The organism is Paenibacillus phytohabitans (assembly GCF_013141775.1).
In the GTDB taxonomy this organism is placed as follows: domain Bacteria; phylum Bacillota; class Bacilli; order Paenibacillales; family Paenibacillaceae; genus Paenibacillus_AQ; species Paenibacillus_AQ phytohabitans.
In genome coordinates, this window is the sequence record NZ_WHOB01000051.1 from 1 (window position 1) to 15207 (window position 15207).

The window sequence follows — 15207 nt, forward strand, 5'->3', positions numbered from 1 at the left end:
GATCCACTGGCCCGCCTGCAAGAGCCCGGCAACGGTCTCGCCCTGGTTCATTGGTCGCCGGCTGCGCGCGGATCCGCAGCTGCTGCAGTAGACGTTCTTCCGGAGGCCGGTGTGCCCGGTTCGCGCCGCTTGGCCACACTGCCGGCTGCAGATCTACCGCAGCTGCTGCCGGTCTCCCTGGATGCCGGTGAACCCAGTACCCAGCTGCCACCGGAGCAGAGCGATCGATAACTCGCCGGGGGTCCACCGGTCCGCCTGTAGTGCTGCGGCGGCAGACATTCTTCCGGAGGCTGGTACATCGGAACGGCTGCCACCGGTACGCCGGTGGCAGCCGTTGAGCTTTAGTACCCGGCTGCCGTCTGCGCATCGATCAGTAGTTCGCTGGTGGCCACTGATCCGTCTGCAGGAACACAGTAACCTTGTGGGGAATGGTCGACACAAGCTATCCACCACAGCTGAACCCACCAGATTGCCACCGCCAAACAAGATTCCCTAAAGATACCCAAAAAGTATTCAACAAAAAAAAGGATGGTTGAGTAATCAACCATCCTTTTTTTAAAATACTTTTAATCACGCTAAATTTTTTTCTTCACTTCCACTCATATGAGTATTATTTAGAATAATAATATCAACGTTCCCGTTTTTATTTAACTGTCTTCCTTCCACAAAGCCCAGCTCATAGCTTATATCGAGTACTTCTCTGGTATGGTTTAGAAATATTTCTTCAAGATTAATAATGTTCTCTGAAGAAATTGCCGGTATTGACTGAATTTTTCTCATAAAGTCCTCAAAACGTCCGCCACTTTCGTTTTCAAAAAATCCATCGAATATTTTAGCAGTTCTATTTTCTATAATCCTTTTTATTATCTCCACTTATATTTCTCTCCCCATGCTTCCCTTTTATACTAGAAAAAAGTATAAATGACCAATCACTTTCTAATTCACATTTATCGCCGCCGCTGAAGCTTGTCAACGGTGATTTGGCGGTTGAAAATCGTCACTTCTAATATAGAAGTATGATACATTATAAGTGAAATTTTTATAAATATTTTTTACTTAAGGGCTGTCTGCCAGGACAAGCCCTTAATCAATTTAATATCGCTACTGCTTTTAGATTTATACTTAAGGCCACTTACATCACAAAAAGTTCTGTATCCTGACATAGACATAGTGCAACGCTTTGTCGCACCGCTTATAAAATCATCAAAATAAGCTATTTTATAATCAGAATCCACTACCTTTATCTTATCCAAATTAGCTAATATACCTCGATCTAATCGGATGAAATTTAGATTAGCCTTTCTGAATACCGCCTCCCAAAATCTCAATGGGCCAACAGTAAAAAAGTTTCCGTTTTCAGTATATACTGCTATTAAAATGCCATTATCAAACTGCATGTAGAGAATTTCTTCTATTGCTACTTGCTGTAAACCAGCACCCTGTTCATCCTCGGTAACTGTCAGATACATCTTAATACCTCCATACTTTACTTTTTTCTTATGTTATAATGCTATCAATCACCTTCTAACTAATTTAACCATCAGGAGGTATTATGGCGCTATCCTACGGGAAGAGCCTGATGCAGCCCATTCGCCTATCTAGAGGTTTAACGCAAAAGCAGTTATCCGACAGGATCCTTGAAAAAACCGGACTTAAAATATCCGTATCAATGATCTCTTTGTGTGAAACAAATGTAAGACATATGTCGGCATTGCAACTACGAGCCGTAGCTATTGCACTAAAAACCACTGAGAAAAAGCTTTACGAATGGAAAAAGTAATGCTCAGGCCGGAGTAAATTATTTTACTCCCCAACGAGGATAATTTCACAATACAGAATTTTATGTTTATGTCAAATGCATTTCATCGGCTGATTTAGTTCTATTAAACTCCATATCATAATACATAGCAACAAACTTTCATCTAGATGAAAAGTACAAACCAGGGCTTCAAATTTCGACTACATTCGACAGAATGGTTGTGTTATACTTTCGCACTGCATAAAAAAAGAGCTGCTTTTTATTGCAGCTCCGATTATTATATATGTTCTTGTATAGTTTTAAATGCTCCCAATCTTTCTACAACCTCTAAGAATCTACCTCTTGTAAGTGTACACTTCTTGGAGTTTTTGTTTGGAATAGCATCGAAATAAGCTATATTCCGCGTGGTATCCATTACTTTTATACAGTCAATATTCACAACATTTGTTCTGTCAACCCACATAAAGCGGTGGCCGTTTTTTGCAAGTCCTTCTTGCCAGAAGGCTAACGTCCCCATTGTGTAGTAATTATTATCAGGAGTATGCACGACCACCCTGTTAATTGTCTTATCGTATAACATAAAAGCTATCTCTTTAACTGGTAATTGATAAAGCCCACTGACTCCTTCAGTGTCTTTAGCTACTGACAATATATCCATAGCTTCCACTCCTATTTTAAGAGTTCTTCGGGGGCATCACCACCATAGATGTAAAATACACTTGCCGGAGTCACAGTAATAACAGCGAATGCAGCAAGCAAACTCGAAAGACGGTACCATTTTGTTTTCATTTATTGTCCACCACCTTCCAAGGAATCAACAAAAGTGTTTGAAGTAGAAAACTAACGGCAATTGTTGATGATGAAAAAAAATAGTTACTGGCAACCATGACAACTGAAATAACTTTTAATAGAGGATAAAACCGTACAGAAATGCGAGATTGTTTACGCAAATCAGTTGGCGAAAAAATCGCAGCCAATACTAAGGATATCGTAGTAATCCAAGCAACAATAACCGGGATTAGGGCGACCTGAGATAATACCGACACGCCCAGCGTAGTGACGATCACACACCAAGTGCCTGACTTAAGATGCAAGCCTCCCGATACCATTCGAAGCAGTGCGAATGCTACAAGGACGACAATCACCTCACTTACTCTCCTTGTCACTAAACCAATAACCAGACTTAAAACCATTATAGAAAAAGTATTTATTAAAATTGCTAATGAATGTTTAAGCACTTCTAAAGAAGCAGGATGCTCTGGAGAACGTTTCTTTATTCCTGCAGCCATTCTCCCCGCCATTGCATCAATCAATAATCTCTCTCCTTCTTATTTGCATATCTCAGAAAAAACAACAAACCCGCACCAAATAATGGTATATTAATCCAAAGATCATTCAAATAAAGAACAATTGTGGCAATAACCATAAAGATTACCATTATAAAAATAACGGTTGTCCTTTCATATCGAAACCTTGCATTCTCGAAATCGTATGAGAATCCATAGCCATAGTAGTATAACAACCATGAAATTGCTCCTACAATTAGCGCAGTTATTGCTTGAAGCTGATACCCACTAACAGTTGATGCCTGTGCAGAAGCCACCGATCCGAAAATGAGTATAGCTATTACGGTTTGTATTAAAACGAAGCTTATCAAGCCTACAACCGTCATGCTAATTGCTCCAAACAAAGGTACACGTAAAACCGTAGCAAATAAGAGCACAAAAAATATTACATTTATTGCTGGGACCATGTAGGATAATTCGAGTTCATTTCGTAACAAGAAACTTTGAAGATTCATAATGGTGACTACAGTTAAAATCGGCCAAAAGTATTCTAAAGGCTTATACCTGAAAATCACCATACATAATCCACACCAAGCAATCCCCTCCAGATTTGAAAACACCATGAACCATAAAGGTTCCAATGACAAAAACAACACATAGCACCGCCTGACATAATTTTCATTCAACGCATTAATTATAATTCTTTATGCCCACCTGAGTATAGTAAAAAGTTCTCTCTATAATGGCATAATTCCTTGAGCATCATAAAGTAAAATAGTACCTATATTGATCAGATATCCGAAGTGAAAATACATTTAAAAACCGTTAGCTATGGCCAACGGTTTAATAAAGTTTATTGTTTTTATATTTCCGTACTCTCATTAAGTTTATTATACATCGTTTATTCCGTTCTTTTTTTTGGACTTTTCTGCCTCCAAGATATTATAACGCTCTTCAAGAGCTTTGATTTCCTTCTGATTTGCATTCAGTTGTCTTCGCATTTTTCCTAACTTCATTGAAATTTGCTGTTTTTCATATGTAATGGGGTTTTCATCCTTCCACATTGGTAATTTCTCAAACATAACTTCCTCCCCTTTCTCTGCAGCAGCCTTCAGAGATTAATTACACCTAACACAACCAATTTCAAAAATTCATCCACCCTTTTCATTGATGAACTTACTTATTTTAAATACATCAGCCTGGGCAAAGCATGTGCCGGCTCCTGCAGGCGGGTTGGTGAATCACCCGCGAGTTATCGATCGATGCATCGGCCGTAGCCGGGTACTGGGGCTCAGCGGCCTCCGGAAGAACGTCTACCGCTGCGGCTGCGGATCCGCGCGCAGCCGGTGACCATTAACCAGGGCGAGACCGTTACCGGGTCCTGCAGGCGGCTGGTGGCCCCCGGCGAGTTATCGATCGCTGCACCGGCGGCAGCCAGGTACTGGGGCTTACCGGCATCCAGGAGAGCACCGGCAGCAGCTGCGGTAGATCTGCGGATGGCAGTGTGGCCAACCGGCGCGCACCGGCCTCCGGAAGAACGTCTACCGCTGCGGCTGCGGATCCGCGCGCAGCCGGTGACCAATTATTAACCAGGGCGAGACCGTTGCCGCGGTCCTGCAGATGGCTGGTGGACCTACATCCAGCTGATTTGCTTAAGCAATTATCTTGACCCTTTGTAAACCGGTAATTCTAGTCCCATTAGCTCCATCTTGCTCCAATAGGATTCCGTTACTACTGCACGTAACAGTTCTGCTATATTAACGTTTCCTCCGGATGCTTCAATATCTTGTTCAAGCGCCTTCCAAACCGACTCATGTAGCGATAAATCAATTAATTTAGTAATCATTTAGCACACTCCTTATTCATATTGATACTTCCTATATACGGTCTATCATTCCGGCTCTAACATGCTTAAATCGGCTTCCGCATCACTCCCAAAGGTTAAACGCAGCTTATGCATAATATCTGATTCACGACATGATAATTTAAGCTGCACTGTATCATCACCGTCCAGCTCAAATTCATGTGTGTACGGCAAACTGTTAACCAAAATCCACTTCATAACCTCAACCTCCTTCTGGCCACAACCTGGGCATTTTTCATTTGGAGCATATGTACGGCCGCAGCCAATGCACATATGATATTTCATAGGATAATTAATCATAATATCATTTAAAACCTTCTTAGCTTCTTTAGGATCTTTCGGTAGAGCAACAGACTCGGCATTTCCTTCCTTTACTATTTGTTCCAAGAAAATTTTAGGATTAAACTTTCGCCCACTATACTCTTTTTTTGACATTATCTATACCACCCTTCTATTACGCGGTATGCGTCAACCCCAGCCATTCTGATACGCCATATGCGTTAACGGCTCGGTACTCTAGTACTGTGCATTAACAGATTTTTTCGAATGATAACGTATCCTGCACAAAAGTATAGAAATCGTCTGCTTGTTCTTTGGTTCCAGATTTTTCGATCTCAACCCAACGGTTTGCAATTAGTGCCAGCGTTTCTGCTTGATGAATAAGCCATTCGGTGTCCCTAGAGTGCAATTCCCCGCCGGACTGATGTTGTTTTTTTACTTCATTCAGCCTGTTATATACTTCCGGTATTTCGTACTCTAAGTGTGCTCTCATTTCACGTTCAAATTGGTCTTCTGGAAGCTTGTACATACATTCCAAACAAAACAGATGATTCATCATTGGGCCGTCTAAAATTTCCTGCAAATTACTCCCACAATCACCGCACGAATCTCCAACAGTTTTATACTTGGCTGTAGCCATAAATAATCTCTCCTTCGCTATATGCGTCAGTAGTATGCCTTGCGGCCGGTCACCCGCTCATAATAAGCCCCTATTACTCGTTCTACTCCCGGAGGTACAGATTCTATAATTTGGGCATCCATTACCCGTGCAATAGCGCCTAATTCTATCTGCCCATGCTGATAGTTCATACGCTCAGCAGCATTGTTCGCTGTCCGAATCATCTTTTTCAGACTGGCGAGAAACTTTGCTTCACCCGGATCTGCTACTTCCATACCTTCAACTCCTTCCTGTGCAGTTTGCGTCTTACTGGTACTATCTTTTCATGCTATATAGCATCCGTTTTAAAAACCATCACTCCATTTAATGATAACCCTGAGAATTCTTGCATCGTGTAAAAATTACCATCAGAAGCAATAAAACCATATGGAACTTTACAATTTTTTGTCCCGAATTCCTCCCAACATTCCTTTGCAGCACTTCTAAACCCATTGTTGCCCCACTTACGTCTTTCCTTTGCAGGAAGTTCCTCCCACTGGACGTATAAATGATCCGCACCGTTACCTATATCAAAAATAGGCTGCCATCCTTTGTTGGCGTTACACCATTTACTGGCAAGCTCTGCTTCCTTATCCATAGCTTGAAGCTCCTTCTGTTACGTCATATGCGTCAATCATGAAGATTTGATAATTTGTACCATGCAGGTTTTCTCAGACTTAAGTAATTGTATGGGTTCGGCCATTGTACAAGTGCAGATTTTCCGCTTTTTGAAATGGCAACCACGGTTCCAAGTCCACGTAATATGTCTAGCCTATAATTGACACGGTCTCCTGGTTCCAACTCATTCACCTTCCTTCGCAATATGCGTCAATGGTTCAGTATCTTCGTACCTTGCATTAAACCAGTTCGTACTCGCCCGGATCTAAACCATCACTCACATCGTAATATGGGCTGTACCCCGAAATATTTCCGCTTGAATGCTTAACGCCTTCATAAATCCGGCCTTTAACGAATACCCGGCGCATGTGTCCCCAATCATCCCAATAAATATCCTTTGTTGCCCGAAACTTGATCGGTTTATCAGTTCGTTCACTGTCTGGTAATGCCACATCTGCACGATGATCAGCGGTGTTATATCGGTTGTTCATTTTTCATTCCCCCTTTCTTCGTACTGCGCATGAAGCATTAACTCCATTTTGGGCAACAATAGGTAACCCAAATCAAGATTATTCTCTAAACACCCTGTCATACGAATTTCACTTTTAGAATCGAAGTGTCATATATCTCCTTTTTGTGAATCATTTCTACCTGATACCCCGAATCCTGAAGTTGTGAAATCAATGTTTTAACCACTTTGCTGCTTTCCACAATTTCTTGTGGGGTTGGCTTTATACCGACTTCATTTTCAGCTCGTTTAATCAATTTTTTAATTTGAAGATTTTTCAATTTAGTTTGCCCGAAGTAAAAAACACCAAAGAGAGAATATTTATAAAAATGACGGAGAATAGCTTTTTCAATATAGAAATGTCCAAAAACCTTCCAACTTATGGTAATCACTATCTCTTTTGCACCTCTCTCTAAATTTAGACGTAAACAATCATTAATATATTCATCATTTATGACTTTGGGAAATTCCGCCTCAAAAGCCTCTCTTGCTATCTGCACAACCTTTTCATGACATTCAGAAGCTTCTTTCTTAACGTTGACGTCCTCCTGGGTTAATTCCTCGTTTGTTTTAATTTTTCCATACATATTGATTCTCCTCATGAAATATATATTCGTTATTGTTCATCGTGTCTTCGTACTGTGCATTACTCGTCTTCTTGGTTAATCAGCCCCAGGTTTTCTAAATCGTAATCGTCCACATACTTTCTCAGCTCTTCCTCAGTGATGCCAGATTCTTTAAAAATTTGCTCTGAATCACTGCCGAAACGTCTGACAAGTCCTGCGGCATATGCAACGCCTTCAATAAAGCCAATCTGCCTAGCGTCTAGTTCCTTTGCCATTTCACTTCACCCTTTCTCGTTTCGCTATATGCGTCAATGGTTCAGTATCTTCGTACTATTCATTTCACAAGATCACGGTATTCCTCAATTGTCCTTCCCTCGTTAATTTTTTTAAAAGCACTTTTAGACTCTTCTAGTCTGCGCGACCAAAGCTCTTTGTCTTTCTCACTATTAGATTCAAAACCAAGAACCCTTTCAAACTCTCCAATTAGCTGTACTAAAGCAACTCTAATAACTGCTTGCTCAAAATCTTCTAATTCAAATTTAATCCCCATCCCAATACCCTCCTATTGTGCCGTATGCGTCTACAATTCACTTTGAATTGCAGATGGATTCAGCAGCCTGCTTAATAAGTTGAATTTGATGCTCTTTATCAGATTCTTCTAAGTTGGAATTTAATAGATTTTTAATAAGTATTTTCGTCACTACACTACAATCATCCTTATTCCCTTTCTGGATCAGTTCTTCATAAAATAATTGACCCCCTCTACTTGTAACATTTCCATCCTCTTCTAAGAAGCCCAGCTTATATTCTTCAACCCAAAATTTCTCCATGGTATCAAGCTCCTGGAGTATTTTTCTGATTTCATCGAGATACATAGCATGAGGCGGATAATCACCATCCTCCGGGTTCCAGTCAAACATTTCGGCTATTTCATCAAGATCATTCCTTCTTTTAAGGACAGTCCCCTTGAGATCACCATACGTATCAAGCATGTAGTTTATTTGCTCATGTGTCAGCTTCATAACCCTTCCACTCCCTTAACTCAAAATATCGATCCGCGCCGCCTGCAGCTCACCGGTTCCTGTTCTCGTCCTGATACCCTTCCACCACTTCATCCGGAAAGTTGGTATACGTCTCCAGATACCGGTCATTGGCATGTCCCAGCTCACGCTGCAGGATGATCTTGGAGTAACCGGTCCGGATCGCCAGATAGACCGCATAGGTATGCCGGAAATCATGTGGGGCCAGAGGCTGAATCTTACGCTCCGGATCTGATTGCTCCGCATCATGCCAGCTACCGATTTTCTTCAGAATCCGATTAATGCGTCCTACACTGAGCCGGCCGGTTCCTTCATTGGCAGTTGGCCCGCTGATGAATAAAGCTTTTGAATTAGGCTGAGCATCTAGCGGTCTTTCGAATTCCAGGTAATCTGCTAATGCCTCTCTGGCATCCTTATCAATGACTGTCTTCCGGGATTCGGTGCGTCCCTTCCCTTTTATACGGTTTAGCTTAAAAACCCTACCGATTCGTAGTAGGTCCGGATCATTGGGCTGCAGCTGGTCGAGATCTAAGTTCACCAGCATTTCACGCCGGATACCGGTAGCCAATAATAAGTACACGATGGCACGATCTCGTTTTGGCCGGGCATTCTTTCTCAACGGAGGGTTTGGATCGATTGCAGAGGCTCTACCCTTCAGCACGTAAAACCGTTCCAATCGGTCCAGGAGATTAATCAATGAGCGCAGCTGCGCCTCGGTTAAAGCCCTTACTTCCGGAACCGGCAGCTGAATGTCTCGCATACCTTTTCCCTTGGTCGGATCTTCAGGAAGTAGATGAGGACGTTGCTCGTGCAGCCAGCCCATAAAAAGCGAAAGATGATTTTTATGATTGTTTACGGTTGAAGCTGCGAATCCTACCCCTGGTTCCTTGCCCTCCTCATACAGAAAATCAACCCAAGCTTTTACGTCACGTTTGGTTACTGCGGTGACACGTTCATGCCCGTAGCGTTTCCGGAAGAATTCGATGAAACGCTGCAGCTGAAGATCAATTTTGGCCACAATGTTTTCTGAACGATCCCCGCGGATCTCCTCCTCCATAAAACGCTCTTTCCATGCTGTGAGCTGGTCCACTTCCGGATCGTACAAGCTCATAACCTTCTGTGTCCCTTTTTTCGTCACTTAAGTTCACCTCTTGAAGTATGTATCTGCTTCTATTATATCATAAAAGAGCCACAGAAGGTATCTTCTGTGACCTTATTTTTCGCGGCGATTCCTATCCGGCTTCCTTGACTTTAGGTTACCTAAAGTCATATACTTTAAGTAACTTAAAATGTGGAGTGAAGCATGATGGTTTGCATGAACTGCGGAAGCCAAAACGATACAACTGTTTTTTTGTCCAAAGGCGAACGCGTCGTCTTGTGTGTGGATTGCCGGCACGATCTGGCTACCGGTACATTGGTCCTTCCCCTTAAACGGATGGGACGACCTTCGCTTGGAATCACGCAAAAGGTTTCCCTTACCCTGCCGGAAAAAATGTGGAATCATCTGGATGGGAAAGCAAAGCAAAACCGCTCGGACTACCTGCGCTCCCTGGTGGATCGGGATATGAGTGAACAGGGTCAATGGGGAAACAGCGCATGTTTAGGCTATGCCCTGCTGGGGGCCGCCGAACTGGGGTACAGTGAACAGGAAACAGAGGTACTTTTGCAGGCGATCCGCAGGCAGTTCGATCTGGTTACGATCGGAGAAGCTCGGAACGCGTATGAGGCAGACTAAGGAGGAAGGGTCATGAATATCTCGTTCGATCATTTGGAGCAGGCGCTGGGTAGAGTGTTGACGGCGGATGAGGTCCTGAAGATCAGCAGCTTGGCCAGCATGGATGCTCTAAACGAAAATGCAGGCGCTCAACACATCCTGAACAGAGCCTTTATGGTGGTTGGAGCCTTAGCTCGCAATTCGGAACCATGCAGGGAGGGGTGGCCCATCCAAATCCAAAGGAGCTGCGATATGAAAAAGTTTACATTCAAGGAAGGTGAACGTCTCACTTTTTTTTGGAACCGTGGCAATGAAGCGTTAACCGGCGTGAAGGCTACGGCAAAGGATACCGAGGATCAGGGCGTTTGGTTTGAGTTCGAGGGTGATGATTTGGAATCTTTTGTCGCCTACAGCGAAATGCACCTGTTCGTCCGGGAGGGCAGTACCCAGCCTGAAGGGACACATGCGTTATCGGTGAATCAAATTACAGAAGCTCACTTTGGAAACGTAGATGCAGACACCTTCCTGCGACTCATTGAATCGCTAATAATCTAAATTGAATGATGATGTAGATCAAACAGAACACACAAGAAGGGCCACTTTCCATTATGAAGTGGTCCTTCTTGTGTATAGAGCAACCCAGAATTATAACACTTGAACTTTCATGGCAGCCTCACGCGTCCTGCAGCTGGCGTAATGAACTCCTGGTTACTCATCCTATAGTCTCAAAAAGCATGCTTTTTGCAACGTAATTATGATCAGGTTATTCAATAAGATTTGTCAGCCAATCTTGTCCAATTGATCGTATAGCTGATTCAAAATGCATTGCTATGCAAAATTCTTTAAAAGGTAGGACTTGCATAAAGGGGCGCTCTGGTACTAATTCAATTGATAAAAATTCCACTAGTGTTTCCAAATGATATGCAGACATTTTCTCTGGGTAGTTTCCATAATAAGTTGTACTTTTAATAACGCCACTTAATACTAATGCCATTTTGATTGGCTCCTTTTTTATTTATTATGACTAAACTATCACATACTGAAATAAAATCATGCTGATCACAGATGAAATACAAAATGCAGATAGGCTGGCCATCTGCAACTTTGATTTCCTGCCCAAAGATAGGTTATTTTGATTTTTAAATAGATATGCAACAAGTTCCGTTATGACGGCTTCGAATGATAGAGCAACTAATAATACTGCAGGATGATCTGTAACGGAAAATGCATAAAAACACAAATACGCAGCCCCCCCTGACACTCCCGCAGCTCGTATATAGGGAACACTTTGTTTTATTGACAACCTACGAATACTAAATACAAACCATACAGCAGAAGGTACTATGAGGGATAGGCCAAACAAAGCCATCGCATTTCCATACGCATCTGTGAAGGTTGTGAGTAAACTTGCAGATATCAAAGAGGGTACGAATATCAATACTATGCTCGCAGTCCAACTCCTTTTACTTAAGGAGTTCTTGCTCTGTAAACAATATACGCCTATGCATGCTATGTTTATTAAGATCATAGGCCAAGCTGCTAAATTTAATAACAAGGATGCGGACATGTTGGCAACTGCAAGTATTGCTACCGATATTGTGGCATTGGTATCTCTAAGAACTATTAATATGCCAAAAGTCGATAACGTTTCTGTTAATATCAATAAGTACAATAACGGATTGGAAAATACAGATATTATTGATACATCTAGCATGGGAATTCCGATTACTAACAAAATTAATGATTGGAGGAAATAATATACGGAAGAATCATGAATACTACCTTCCCCACATGCATCTTTAAATATATTGCTCTCTAGTGCGAACATCACTAGACTTAGAAGGACAAGAACTACTACCCACATATCTGCTCCACTTCCCTATAACTATTTTCATGGCCAGCTAATTCACACCACCATAGCCTACAAATACTCATGAAGCGCTTCCTGTGTGAGTAAGTTTTTTTGAACGCTTGAACGCTGAACCATGAATAACAAGCCCACACTACTAGCTAGCAAAGCAACTAGCATATACGATAACCCGCCCATGCTCAAACCACCAAACACGAATAATGACAAAGACGCACTAATGTAAGGAATGATATAAAACATCCGGGAATATGTGGCCAATTGCGAACCTGAATAATTTAAGTGAATATGAATGCTAATGTGATTTGTTATGCCGTAATTAACAACACCTAAAATTAGCATCAATCCATATAACCAGAAACTAGGATAAACGAAATACAAGCTAAATGAATAGAGGAAAATCACGCCTACACAGGCGAACAGAAAATGCTTAAGATGTAAGCAACGGAAAATCTTAACCGCCCAGAAAGAAATTATAAAACCACCCAGCAGATAAGAAGCATTGAAAGCTAAACTAGCCTCAAACCCTGAATCTAAACTACTTTTAACATACTCTTGGTTGAGCGGTTTGAGCGCCCGTAAGAGGAAATATGAAAGAAAGTACATTAAAAGAAAATAAGGTATGTGTTTAAACTGCTTGCTAACTGAAGTGACGCTATACGCTGCATGTTTAAGGGCCTCCTCGAAATACTTTCGCAAGAAGTAATAGCCCATTATAGCAAGAGCAAGTATGTACAGCGTACAACGAACCACAAGCAACAACGACGTGAAACTATGCAAATACTTTGTGCTTATCAAGAGAAAAATTAACTGTAAAAACATACGCAGACATGCCACCAGTGAGATTAATTGACCGCGTGAGTTTACAGAACTAATCATCTCCAAAACATTAGACATACGAGGAATTAACAAATACGATGTCCAAGTTGTAAACACAATAAGTGCGTACACTCCTACCCAATAATGCTGATAAAGGAAAGTGAAGCCGCCCAAAAACAAACCAATTAAAGCAAAGCTTAAACGCAGAGACATCATATAAGCCAACCTCCCTGAAAACAACAAAGCAACTGTAAATAAATTTTGAACTAAGAACACTGTGGCGATAGCGCCTACTGAGCCAGTAGTCAGATCAATCCATTTTTCCAAAACGGTGAGAACAATGGCTTCGAATACAACCCAACTGACACTCAACATCACCCACAACACATAATTCGTTTTCTTATCCATTACAATCATCCTCCTGTTATATCCCAATCGTTTCCAAGTACTCATCCTCTTCATCATTAGGAGCACACTCCCGGAACAACATAGCAGGTGAGTTGTGTGTCCCTTCAACAACTGTCCCCTTGCCTGGATCTAAATTTTTTTCGCAGCACCCGACAGTCTGAGGATTTACTTCTTTACATAGAAAAAACCCGTTGGGGTAATTCCCCGACAGGTTTTTAATTTTGTATATTTGTATAGATGAACCAGTTTCACATTCAGCATTACAGTTACATTTCCATTAATTTCGGAAAGTTACTGAATCTAATTTGAATCCACGTGATGTGAGTAAGTAATTCATGACATTTGAATCAGTTGTATCTGTGGCAATGGATAATTTATGACAATCTTTACTTTTTGCCCAGTCAGCAGCTTTTGCCAGTAGAGCCTCATACACACCTGTCTTCCGATAATCAGGTACGACATAAGCCAACCAGAGTTTTAGGGTTCCATCCTCTAAAACTTCAATCGTTTGGAATCCCGTTACCCATATAGCGTCACTAAAATCGCTCTTTTCAATGCTGACAATTAGGGTGTCTCCAAGTGTATACCAAGATGGGTCAATCCCTTCTTTTGAAAATTCACGAGGATCTCTTTGGCTGCACTCCCGCATTAAAAAAGTTATATATCTAGCTACTTGAGCCATCACTATAGCTTGTGATCTCGGGTAATAAAAAAATGCACCCAAGAAATCTGCAGTCTCTCTCAGAAGATTTGGAAGGACTATGATTTCCTCCTCGTTCGGTCTTGTACCAATGTGAGGGTTGAAATCAAGAATGTTAAGAGAATAATGATTATAAACAGCATCGAATTCGTTTAAAACAGTATACACACTCTCACCATGATCAAGAATCTCCACCGGCACGCTTATTCTTTTATTTTTTATCGCATACTGACTGTAATCCCTCTCAGTAAACTGAGTTAATTCATGTATTGAACTCACTTTTGCAGATACACAATATTCTATTGCGCCTTTGTTATACGTTGTTTTAAACGTTACCCCCATAACTAGAACCCCCACTTCATGATTGTAAATGGAAATATTTTATGAACATCTGCACTACGACATAGTAGACAGCCATCTTCTAATTCGATATTTTCTTGCAGGATCCAAGGACTAATCTCTTTGAATAAAGGGACCAACCAGTAAAGTTTATTATCTGCCCATTTATAAAACTTCCGGTTTTCCCCTTGATCAATCATTACAATATAACCTTGTTTTAAATATTCGACTGCCTCATTCTCATTTAATACTATCTCCTTATTACATTCGTTCACCAGAACGGGAAAAGCATATTTATTCCACAATAATTTCTCCCTAACATGTTTGAAAATCATTATTTTCTAAACCTCCCTGTTATATCATTTTCATGACGAAGCAATTTATTCGAATCAGGCACCGGCTGCTGCGGTGCTGATCACTAGGAACTCTCCGCGCCGGTTGGCCTGTAAACGAGTACTGAAGGCTCCCCTTCATGCCTAGCCGCCGGCGTTCTGCAGATCACGGGACCACGGTGCGGACTCAGAACAAACGGAATACACAAGAAGACAAAAGAACATGCCAGAATTATAACGCTAGAATATGAGCCTATATAATGAAGGGAATTTTTCATTGCCTTCGGTTATGTCTGAACCAAGGCTCTATTCATGGTAGCCTCACGCGCCCTGCAACTGGCGTAATGGACTCCTGGTTACTCCACTCCGGATCGATGCGCCGGCGGTAGTCGGGTTCTGGAGCTCCCGGTCTCAGGAGAGCACCGGCAGGAGCTGCAGTAGATCTGCAGC

General features: G+C 41.7%; 28 protein-coding genes. 6 read left to right on the forward strand and 22 right to left on the reverse strand.

The window, feature by feature from the left end:
- The coding region (locus GC101_RS17160; protein WP_171718228.1) for a hypothetical protein at positions 1-231 on the forward strand (231 nt) is incomplete at its 5' end.
- A 339-nt stretch (positions 232-570) separates the two neighbouring features.
- Here the strand turns inward: GC101_RS17160 and GC101_RS17165 are convergent.
- Together GC101_RS17165 and GC101_RS17170 are read right to left on the reverse strand one after the other, a co-directional pair.
- A complete protein-coding gene (locus tag GC101_RS17165) occupies positions 571-873 on the reverse strand; it encodes a hypothetical protein (RefSeq protein ID WP_171718229.1) in 303 nt (100 codons plus the stop codon).
- A gap of 179 nt (positions 874-1052) precedes the next feature.
- Positions 1053-1469, reverse strand: coding sequence for a LytTR family transcriptional regulator DNA-binding domain-containing protein (locus GC101_RS17170; protein WP_171718230.1), 417 nt, complete (start codon positions 1467-1469; stop codon positions 1053-1055).
- Between the two features lie 83 nt (positions 1470-1552).
- On the opposite strand from GC101_RS17170, the gene GC101_RS17175 reads away from it, so the two are divergent.
- Entirely contained in the window at positions 1553-1780 is a 228-nt protein-coding gene (locus GC101_RS17175) for a helix-turn-helix domain-containing protein (protein WP_171718231.1), read from the forward strand.
- 256 nt (positions 1781-2036) lie between these two features.
- Here GC101_RS17175 and GC101_RS17180 read toward each other — a convergent pair whose 3' ends face one another.
- The 5 genes from GC101_RS17180 to GC101_RS17200 form a co-directional block, all read right to left on the reverse strand.
- Positions 2037-2417: a LytTR family transcriptional regulator DNA-binding domain-containing protein gene (locus tag GC101_RS17180; RefSeq protein ID WP_171718232.1), complete on the reverse strand. Its 381-nt coding sequence runs from the start codon at positions 2415-2417 to the stop codon at positions 2037-2039.
- 11 nt (positions 2418-2428) lie between these two features.
- Entirely contained in the window at positions 2429-2548 is a 120-nt protein-coding gene (locus tag GC101_RS17185; RefSeq protein ID WP_171718233.1) for a cyclic lactone autoinducer peptide, read from the reverse strand.
- On the reverse strand, positions 2545-3072 hold the full coding sequence (locus GC101_RS17190) for an accessory gene regulator ArgB-like protein (RefSeq protein WP_171718234.1): 528 nt from the start codon (positions 3070-3072) through the stop codon (positions 2545-2547). The genes GC101_RS17185 and GC101_RS17190 overlap by 4 nt, the downstream gene beginning before the upstream one ends.
- Positions 3069-3431, reverse strand: coding sequence for a hypothetical protein (locus tag GC101_RS17195; protein ID WP_171718235.1), 363 nt, complete (start codon positions 3429-3431; stop codon positions 3069-3071). Before GC101_RS17195 ends, GC101_RS17190 begins: the two co-directional genes overlap by 4 nt.
- Positions 3432-3935: 504 nt before the next feature.
- Positions 3936-4127, reverse strand: coding sequence for a hypothetical protein (locus GC101_RS17200; RefSeq protein ID WP_171718236.1), 192 nt, complete (start codon positions 4125-4127; stop codon positions 3936-3938).
- Positions 4128-4391: 264 nt separating this feature from the next.
- On the opposite strand from GC101_RS17200, the gene GC101_RS17205 reads away from it, so the two are divergent.
- On the forward strand, positions 4392-4634 hold the full coding sequence (locus tag GC101_RS17205; protein WP_171718237.1) for a hypothetical protein: 243 nt from the start codon (positions 4392-4394) through the stop codon (positions 4632-4634).
- 71 nt (positions 4635-4705) lie between these two features.
- Here the strand turns inward: GC101_RS17205 and GC101_RS17210 are convergent, their stop codons facing one another.
- The 11 genes from GC101_RS17210 to GC101_RS36185 form a co-directional block, all read right to left on the reverse strand.
- Positions 4706-4891, reverse strand: coding sequence for a hypothetical protein (locus GC101_RS17210; RefSeq protein ID WP_171718238.1), 186 nt, complete (start codon positions 4889-4891; stop codon positions 4706-4708).
- Positions 4892-4936: 45 nt separating this feature from the next.
- Positions 4937-5344 carry a hypothetical protein gene (locus GC101_RS17215; protein WP_171718239.1) on the reverse strand — a complete coding sequence of 136 codons (408 nt, stop codon included), beginning with the start codon at positions 5342-5344 and terminating at the stop codon, positions 4937-4939.
- 94 nt (positions 5345-5438) lie between these two features.
- Positions 5439-5828: a hypothetical protein gene (locus tag GC101_RS17220; RefSeq protein WP_171718240.1), complete on the reverse strand. Its 390-nt coding sequence runs from the start codon at positions 5826-5828 to the stop codon at positions 5439-5441.
- Between the two features lie 26 nt (positions 5829-5854).
- Entirely contained in the window at positions 5855-6082 is a 228-nt protein-coding gene (locus GC101_RS17225; RefSeq protein WP_171718241.1) for a hypothetical protein, read from the reverse strand.
- A gap of 53 nt (positions 6083-6135) precedes the next feature.
- Entirely contained in the window at positions 6136-6444 is a 309-nt protein-coding gene (locus tag GC101_RS17230; protein WP_171718242.1) for a hypothetical protein, read from the reverse strand.
- Positions 6445-6703: 259 nt separating this feature from the next.
- The gene (locus tag GC101_RS17235) at positions 6704-6955 is read right to left on the reverse strand and encodes a hypothetical protein (RefSeq protein ID WP_171718227.1); all 252 of its coding nucleotides are present in this window, start codon (positions 6953-6955) and stop codon (positions 6704-6706) included.
- 97 nt (positions 6956-7052) lie between these two features.
- Entirely contained in the window at positions 7053-7559 is a 507-nt protein-coding gene (locus GC101_RS17240; RefSeq protein WP_171718243.1) for a hypothetical protein, read from the reverse strand.
- 59 nt (positions 7560-7618) lie between these two features.
- Complete coding sequence (locus tag GC101_RS17245; RefSeq protein ID WP_171718244.1) at positions 7619-7813, reverse strand: hypothetical protein; 195 nt, start codon at positions 7811-7813, stop codon at positions 7619-7621.
- A gap of 59 nt (positions 7814-7872) precedes the next feature.
- Positions 7873-8088, reverse strand: coding sequence for a hypothetical protein (locus tag GC101_RS17250; protein ID WP_171718245.1), 216 nt, complete (start codon positions 8086-8088; stop codon positions 7873-7875).
- Between the two features lie 37 nt (positions 8089-8125).
- Positions 8126-8560 carry a hypothetical protein gene (locus GC101_RS17255; RefSeq protein WP_171718246.1) on the reverse strand — a complete coding sequence of 145 codons (435 nt, stop codon included), beginning with the start codon at positions 8558-8560 and terminating at the stop codon, positions 8126-8128.
- 49 nt (positions 8561-8609) lie between these two features.
- Positions 8610-9716, reverse strand: a complete 1107-nt coding sequence (locus GC101_RS36185) for a tyrosine-type recombinase/integrase (RefSeq protein WP_171718247.1) — start codon at positions 9714-9716, stop codon at positions 8610-8612.
- Positions 9717-10142: 426 nt separating this feature from the next.
- Here GC101_RS36185 and GC101_RS17265 point away from each other — a divergent pair, with 426 nt between their 5' ends.
- Both GC101_RS17265 and GC101_RS17270 read left to right on the forward strand, forming a co-directional pair.
- Positions 10143-10313 (forward strand): hypothetical protein, encoded by a 171-nt coding sequence (locus GC101_RS17265; RefSeq protein ID WP_171718248.1) that lies wholly within the window; start codon positions 10143-10145, stop codon positions 10311-10313.
- A gap of 12 nt (positions 10314-10325) precedes the next feature.
- Positions 10326-10847, forward strand: coding sequence for a hypothetical protein (locus GC101_RS17270; protein ID WP_171718249.1), 522 nt, complete (start codon positions 10326-10328; stop codon positions 10845-10847).
- Between the two features lie 208 nt (positions 10848-11055).
- Here the strand turns inward: GC101_RS17270 and GC101_RS17275 are convergent, their stop codons facing one another.
- Positions 11056-11286 (reverse strand): hypothetical protein, encoded by a 231-nt coding sequence (locus GC101_RS17275; RefSeq protein ID WP_171718250.1) that lies wholly within the window; start codon positions 11284-11286, stop codon positions 11056-11058.
- Between the two features lie 349 nt (positions 11287-11635).
- Between GC101_RS17275 and GC101_RS17280 the strand changes: the two genes are divergently transcribed.
- Positions 11636-12049 carry a hypothetical protein gene (locus GC101_RS17280; RefSeq protein WP_171718251.1) on the forward strand — a complete coding sequence of 138 codons (414 nt, stop codon included), beginning with the start codon at positions 11636-11638 and terminating at the stop codon, positions 12047-12049.
- Between the two features lie 164 nt (positions 12050-12213).
- Here the strand turns inward: GC101_RS17280 and GC101_RS17285 are convergent, their stop codons facing one another.
- The 3 genes from GC101_RS17285 to GC101_RS17295 form a co-directional block, all read right to left on the reverse strand.
- On the reverse strand, positions 12214-13386 hold the full coding sequence (locus GC101_RS17285) for a hypothetical protein (RefSeq protein ID WP_171718252.1): 1173 nt from the start codon (positions 13384-13386) through the stop codon (positions 12214-12216).
- A gap of 277 nt (positions 13387-13663) precedes the next feature.
- Entirely contained in the window at positions 13664-14428 is a 765-nt protein-coding gene (locus GC101_RS17290; RefSeq protein WP_171718253.1) for a GNAT family N-acetyltransferase, read from the reverse strand.
- Between the two features lie 2 nt (positions 14429-14430).
- Positions 14431-14760: a hypothetical protein gene (locus GC101_RS17295; protein WP_171718254.1), complete on the reverse strand. Its 330-nt coding sequence runs from the start codon at positions 14758-14760 to the stop codon at positions 14431-14433.
- Between the last annotated feature and the right edge of the window lie 447 nt (positions 14761-15207).

What these genes read in the sequence shown, in the direction of transcription:
- GC101_RS17170 (WP_171718230.1), bottom strand. Translation starts at nt 1,469, where the DNA reads ATGTATCTGACAGTTACCGAGGATGAACAGGGTGCTGGTTTACAGCAA.
- GC101_RS17175 (WP_171718231.1), top strand. Translation starts at nt 1,553, where the DNA reads ATGGCGCTATCCTACGGGAAGAGCCTGATGCAGCCCATTCGCCTATCT.
- GC101_RS17180 (WP_171718232.1), bottom strand. Translation starts at nt 2,417, where the DNA reads ATGGATATATTGTCAGTAGCTAAAGACACTGAAGGAGTCAGTGGGCTT.
- GC101_RS17185 (WP_171718233.1), bottom strand. Translation starts at nt 2,548, where the DNA reads ATGAAAACAAAATGGTACCGTCTTTCGAGTTTGCTTGCTGCATTCGCT.
- GC101_RS17195 (WP_171718235.1), bottom strand. Translation starts at nt 3,431, where the DNA reads ATGACGGTTGTAGGCTTGATAAGCTTCGTTTTAATACAAACCGTAATA.
- GC101_RS17200 (WP_171718236.1), bottom strand. Translation starts at nt 4,127, where the DNA reads ATGTTTGAGAAATTACCAATGTGGAAGGATGAAAACCCCATTACATAT.
- GC101_RS17210 (WP_171718238.1), bottom strand. Translation starts at nt 4,891, where the DNA reads ATGATTACTAAATTAATTGATTTATCGCTACATGAGTCGGTTTGGAAG.
- GC101_RS17215 (WP_171718239.1), bottom strand. Translation starts at nt 5,344, where the DNA reads ATGTCAAAAAAAGAGTATAGTGGGCGAAAGTTTAATCCTAAAATTTTC.
- GC101_RS17220 (WP_171718240.1), bottom strand. Translation starts at nt 5,828, where the DNA reads ATGGCTACAGCCAAGTATAAAACTGTTGGAGATTCGTGCGGTGATTGT.
- GC101_RS17225 (WP_171718241.1), bottom strand. Translation starts at nt 6,082, where the DNA reads ATGGAAGTAGCAGATCCGGGTGAAGCAAAGTTTCTCGCCAGTCTGAAA.
- GC101_RS17230 (WP_171718242.1), bottom strand. Translation starts at nt 6,444, where the DNA reads ATGGATAAGGAAGCAGAGCTTGCCAGTAAATGGTGTAACGCCAACAAA.
- GC101_RS17235 (WP_171718227.1), bottom strand. Translation starts at nt 6,955, where the DNA reads ATGAACAACCGATATAACACCGCTGATCATCGTGCAGATGTGGCATTA.
- GC101_RS17240 (WP_171718243.1), bottom strand. Translation starts at nt 7,559, where the DNA reads ATGTATGGAAAAATTAAAACAAACGAGGAATTAACCCAGGAGGACGTC.
- GC101_RS17245 (WP_171718244.1), bottom strand. Translation starts at nt 7,813, where the DNA reads ATGGCAAAGGAACTAGACGCTAGGCAGATTGGCTTTATTGAAGGCGTT.
- GC101_RS17250 (WP_171718245.1), bottom strand. Translation starts at nt 8,088, where the DNA reads ATGGGGATTAAATTTGAATTAGAAGATTTTGAGCAAGCAGTTATTAGA.
- GC101_RS17255 (WP_171718246.1), bottom strand. Translation starts at nt 8,560, where the DNA reads ATGAAGCTGACACATGAGCAAATAAACTACATGCTTGATACGTATGGT.
- GC101_RS17265 (WP_171718248.1), top strand. Translation starts at nt 10,143, where the DNA reads ATGAGTGAACAGGGTCAATGGGGAAACAGCGCATGTTTAGGCTATGCC.
- GC101_RS17270 (WP_171718249.1), top strand. Translation starts at nt 10,326, where the DNA reads ATGAATATCTCGTTCGATCATTTGGAGCAGGCGCTGGGTAGAGTGTTG.
- GC101_RS17275 (WP_171718250.1), bottom strand. Translation starts at nt 11,286, where the DNA reads ATGGCATTAGTATTAAGTGGCGTTATTAAAAGTACAACTTATTATGGA.
- GC101_RS17280 (WP_171718251.1), top strand. Translation starts at nt 11,636, where the DNA reads ATGAGGGATAGGCCAAACAAAGCCATCGCATTTCCATACGCATCTGTG.
- GC101_RS17285 (WP_171718252.1), bottom strand. Translation starts at nt 13,386, where the DNA reads ATGGATAAGAAAACGAATTATGTGTTGTGGGTGATGTTGAGTGTCAGT.
- GC101_RS17290 (WP_171718253.1), bottom strand. Translation starts at nt 14,428, where the DNA reads ATGGGGGTAACGTTTAAAACAACGTATAACAAAGGCGCAATAGAATAT.
- GC101_RS17295 (WP_171718254.1), bottom strand. Translation starts at nt 14,760, where the DNA reads ATGATTTTCAAACATGTTAGGGAGAAATTATTGTGGAATAAATATGCT.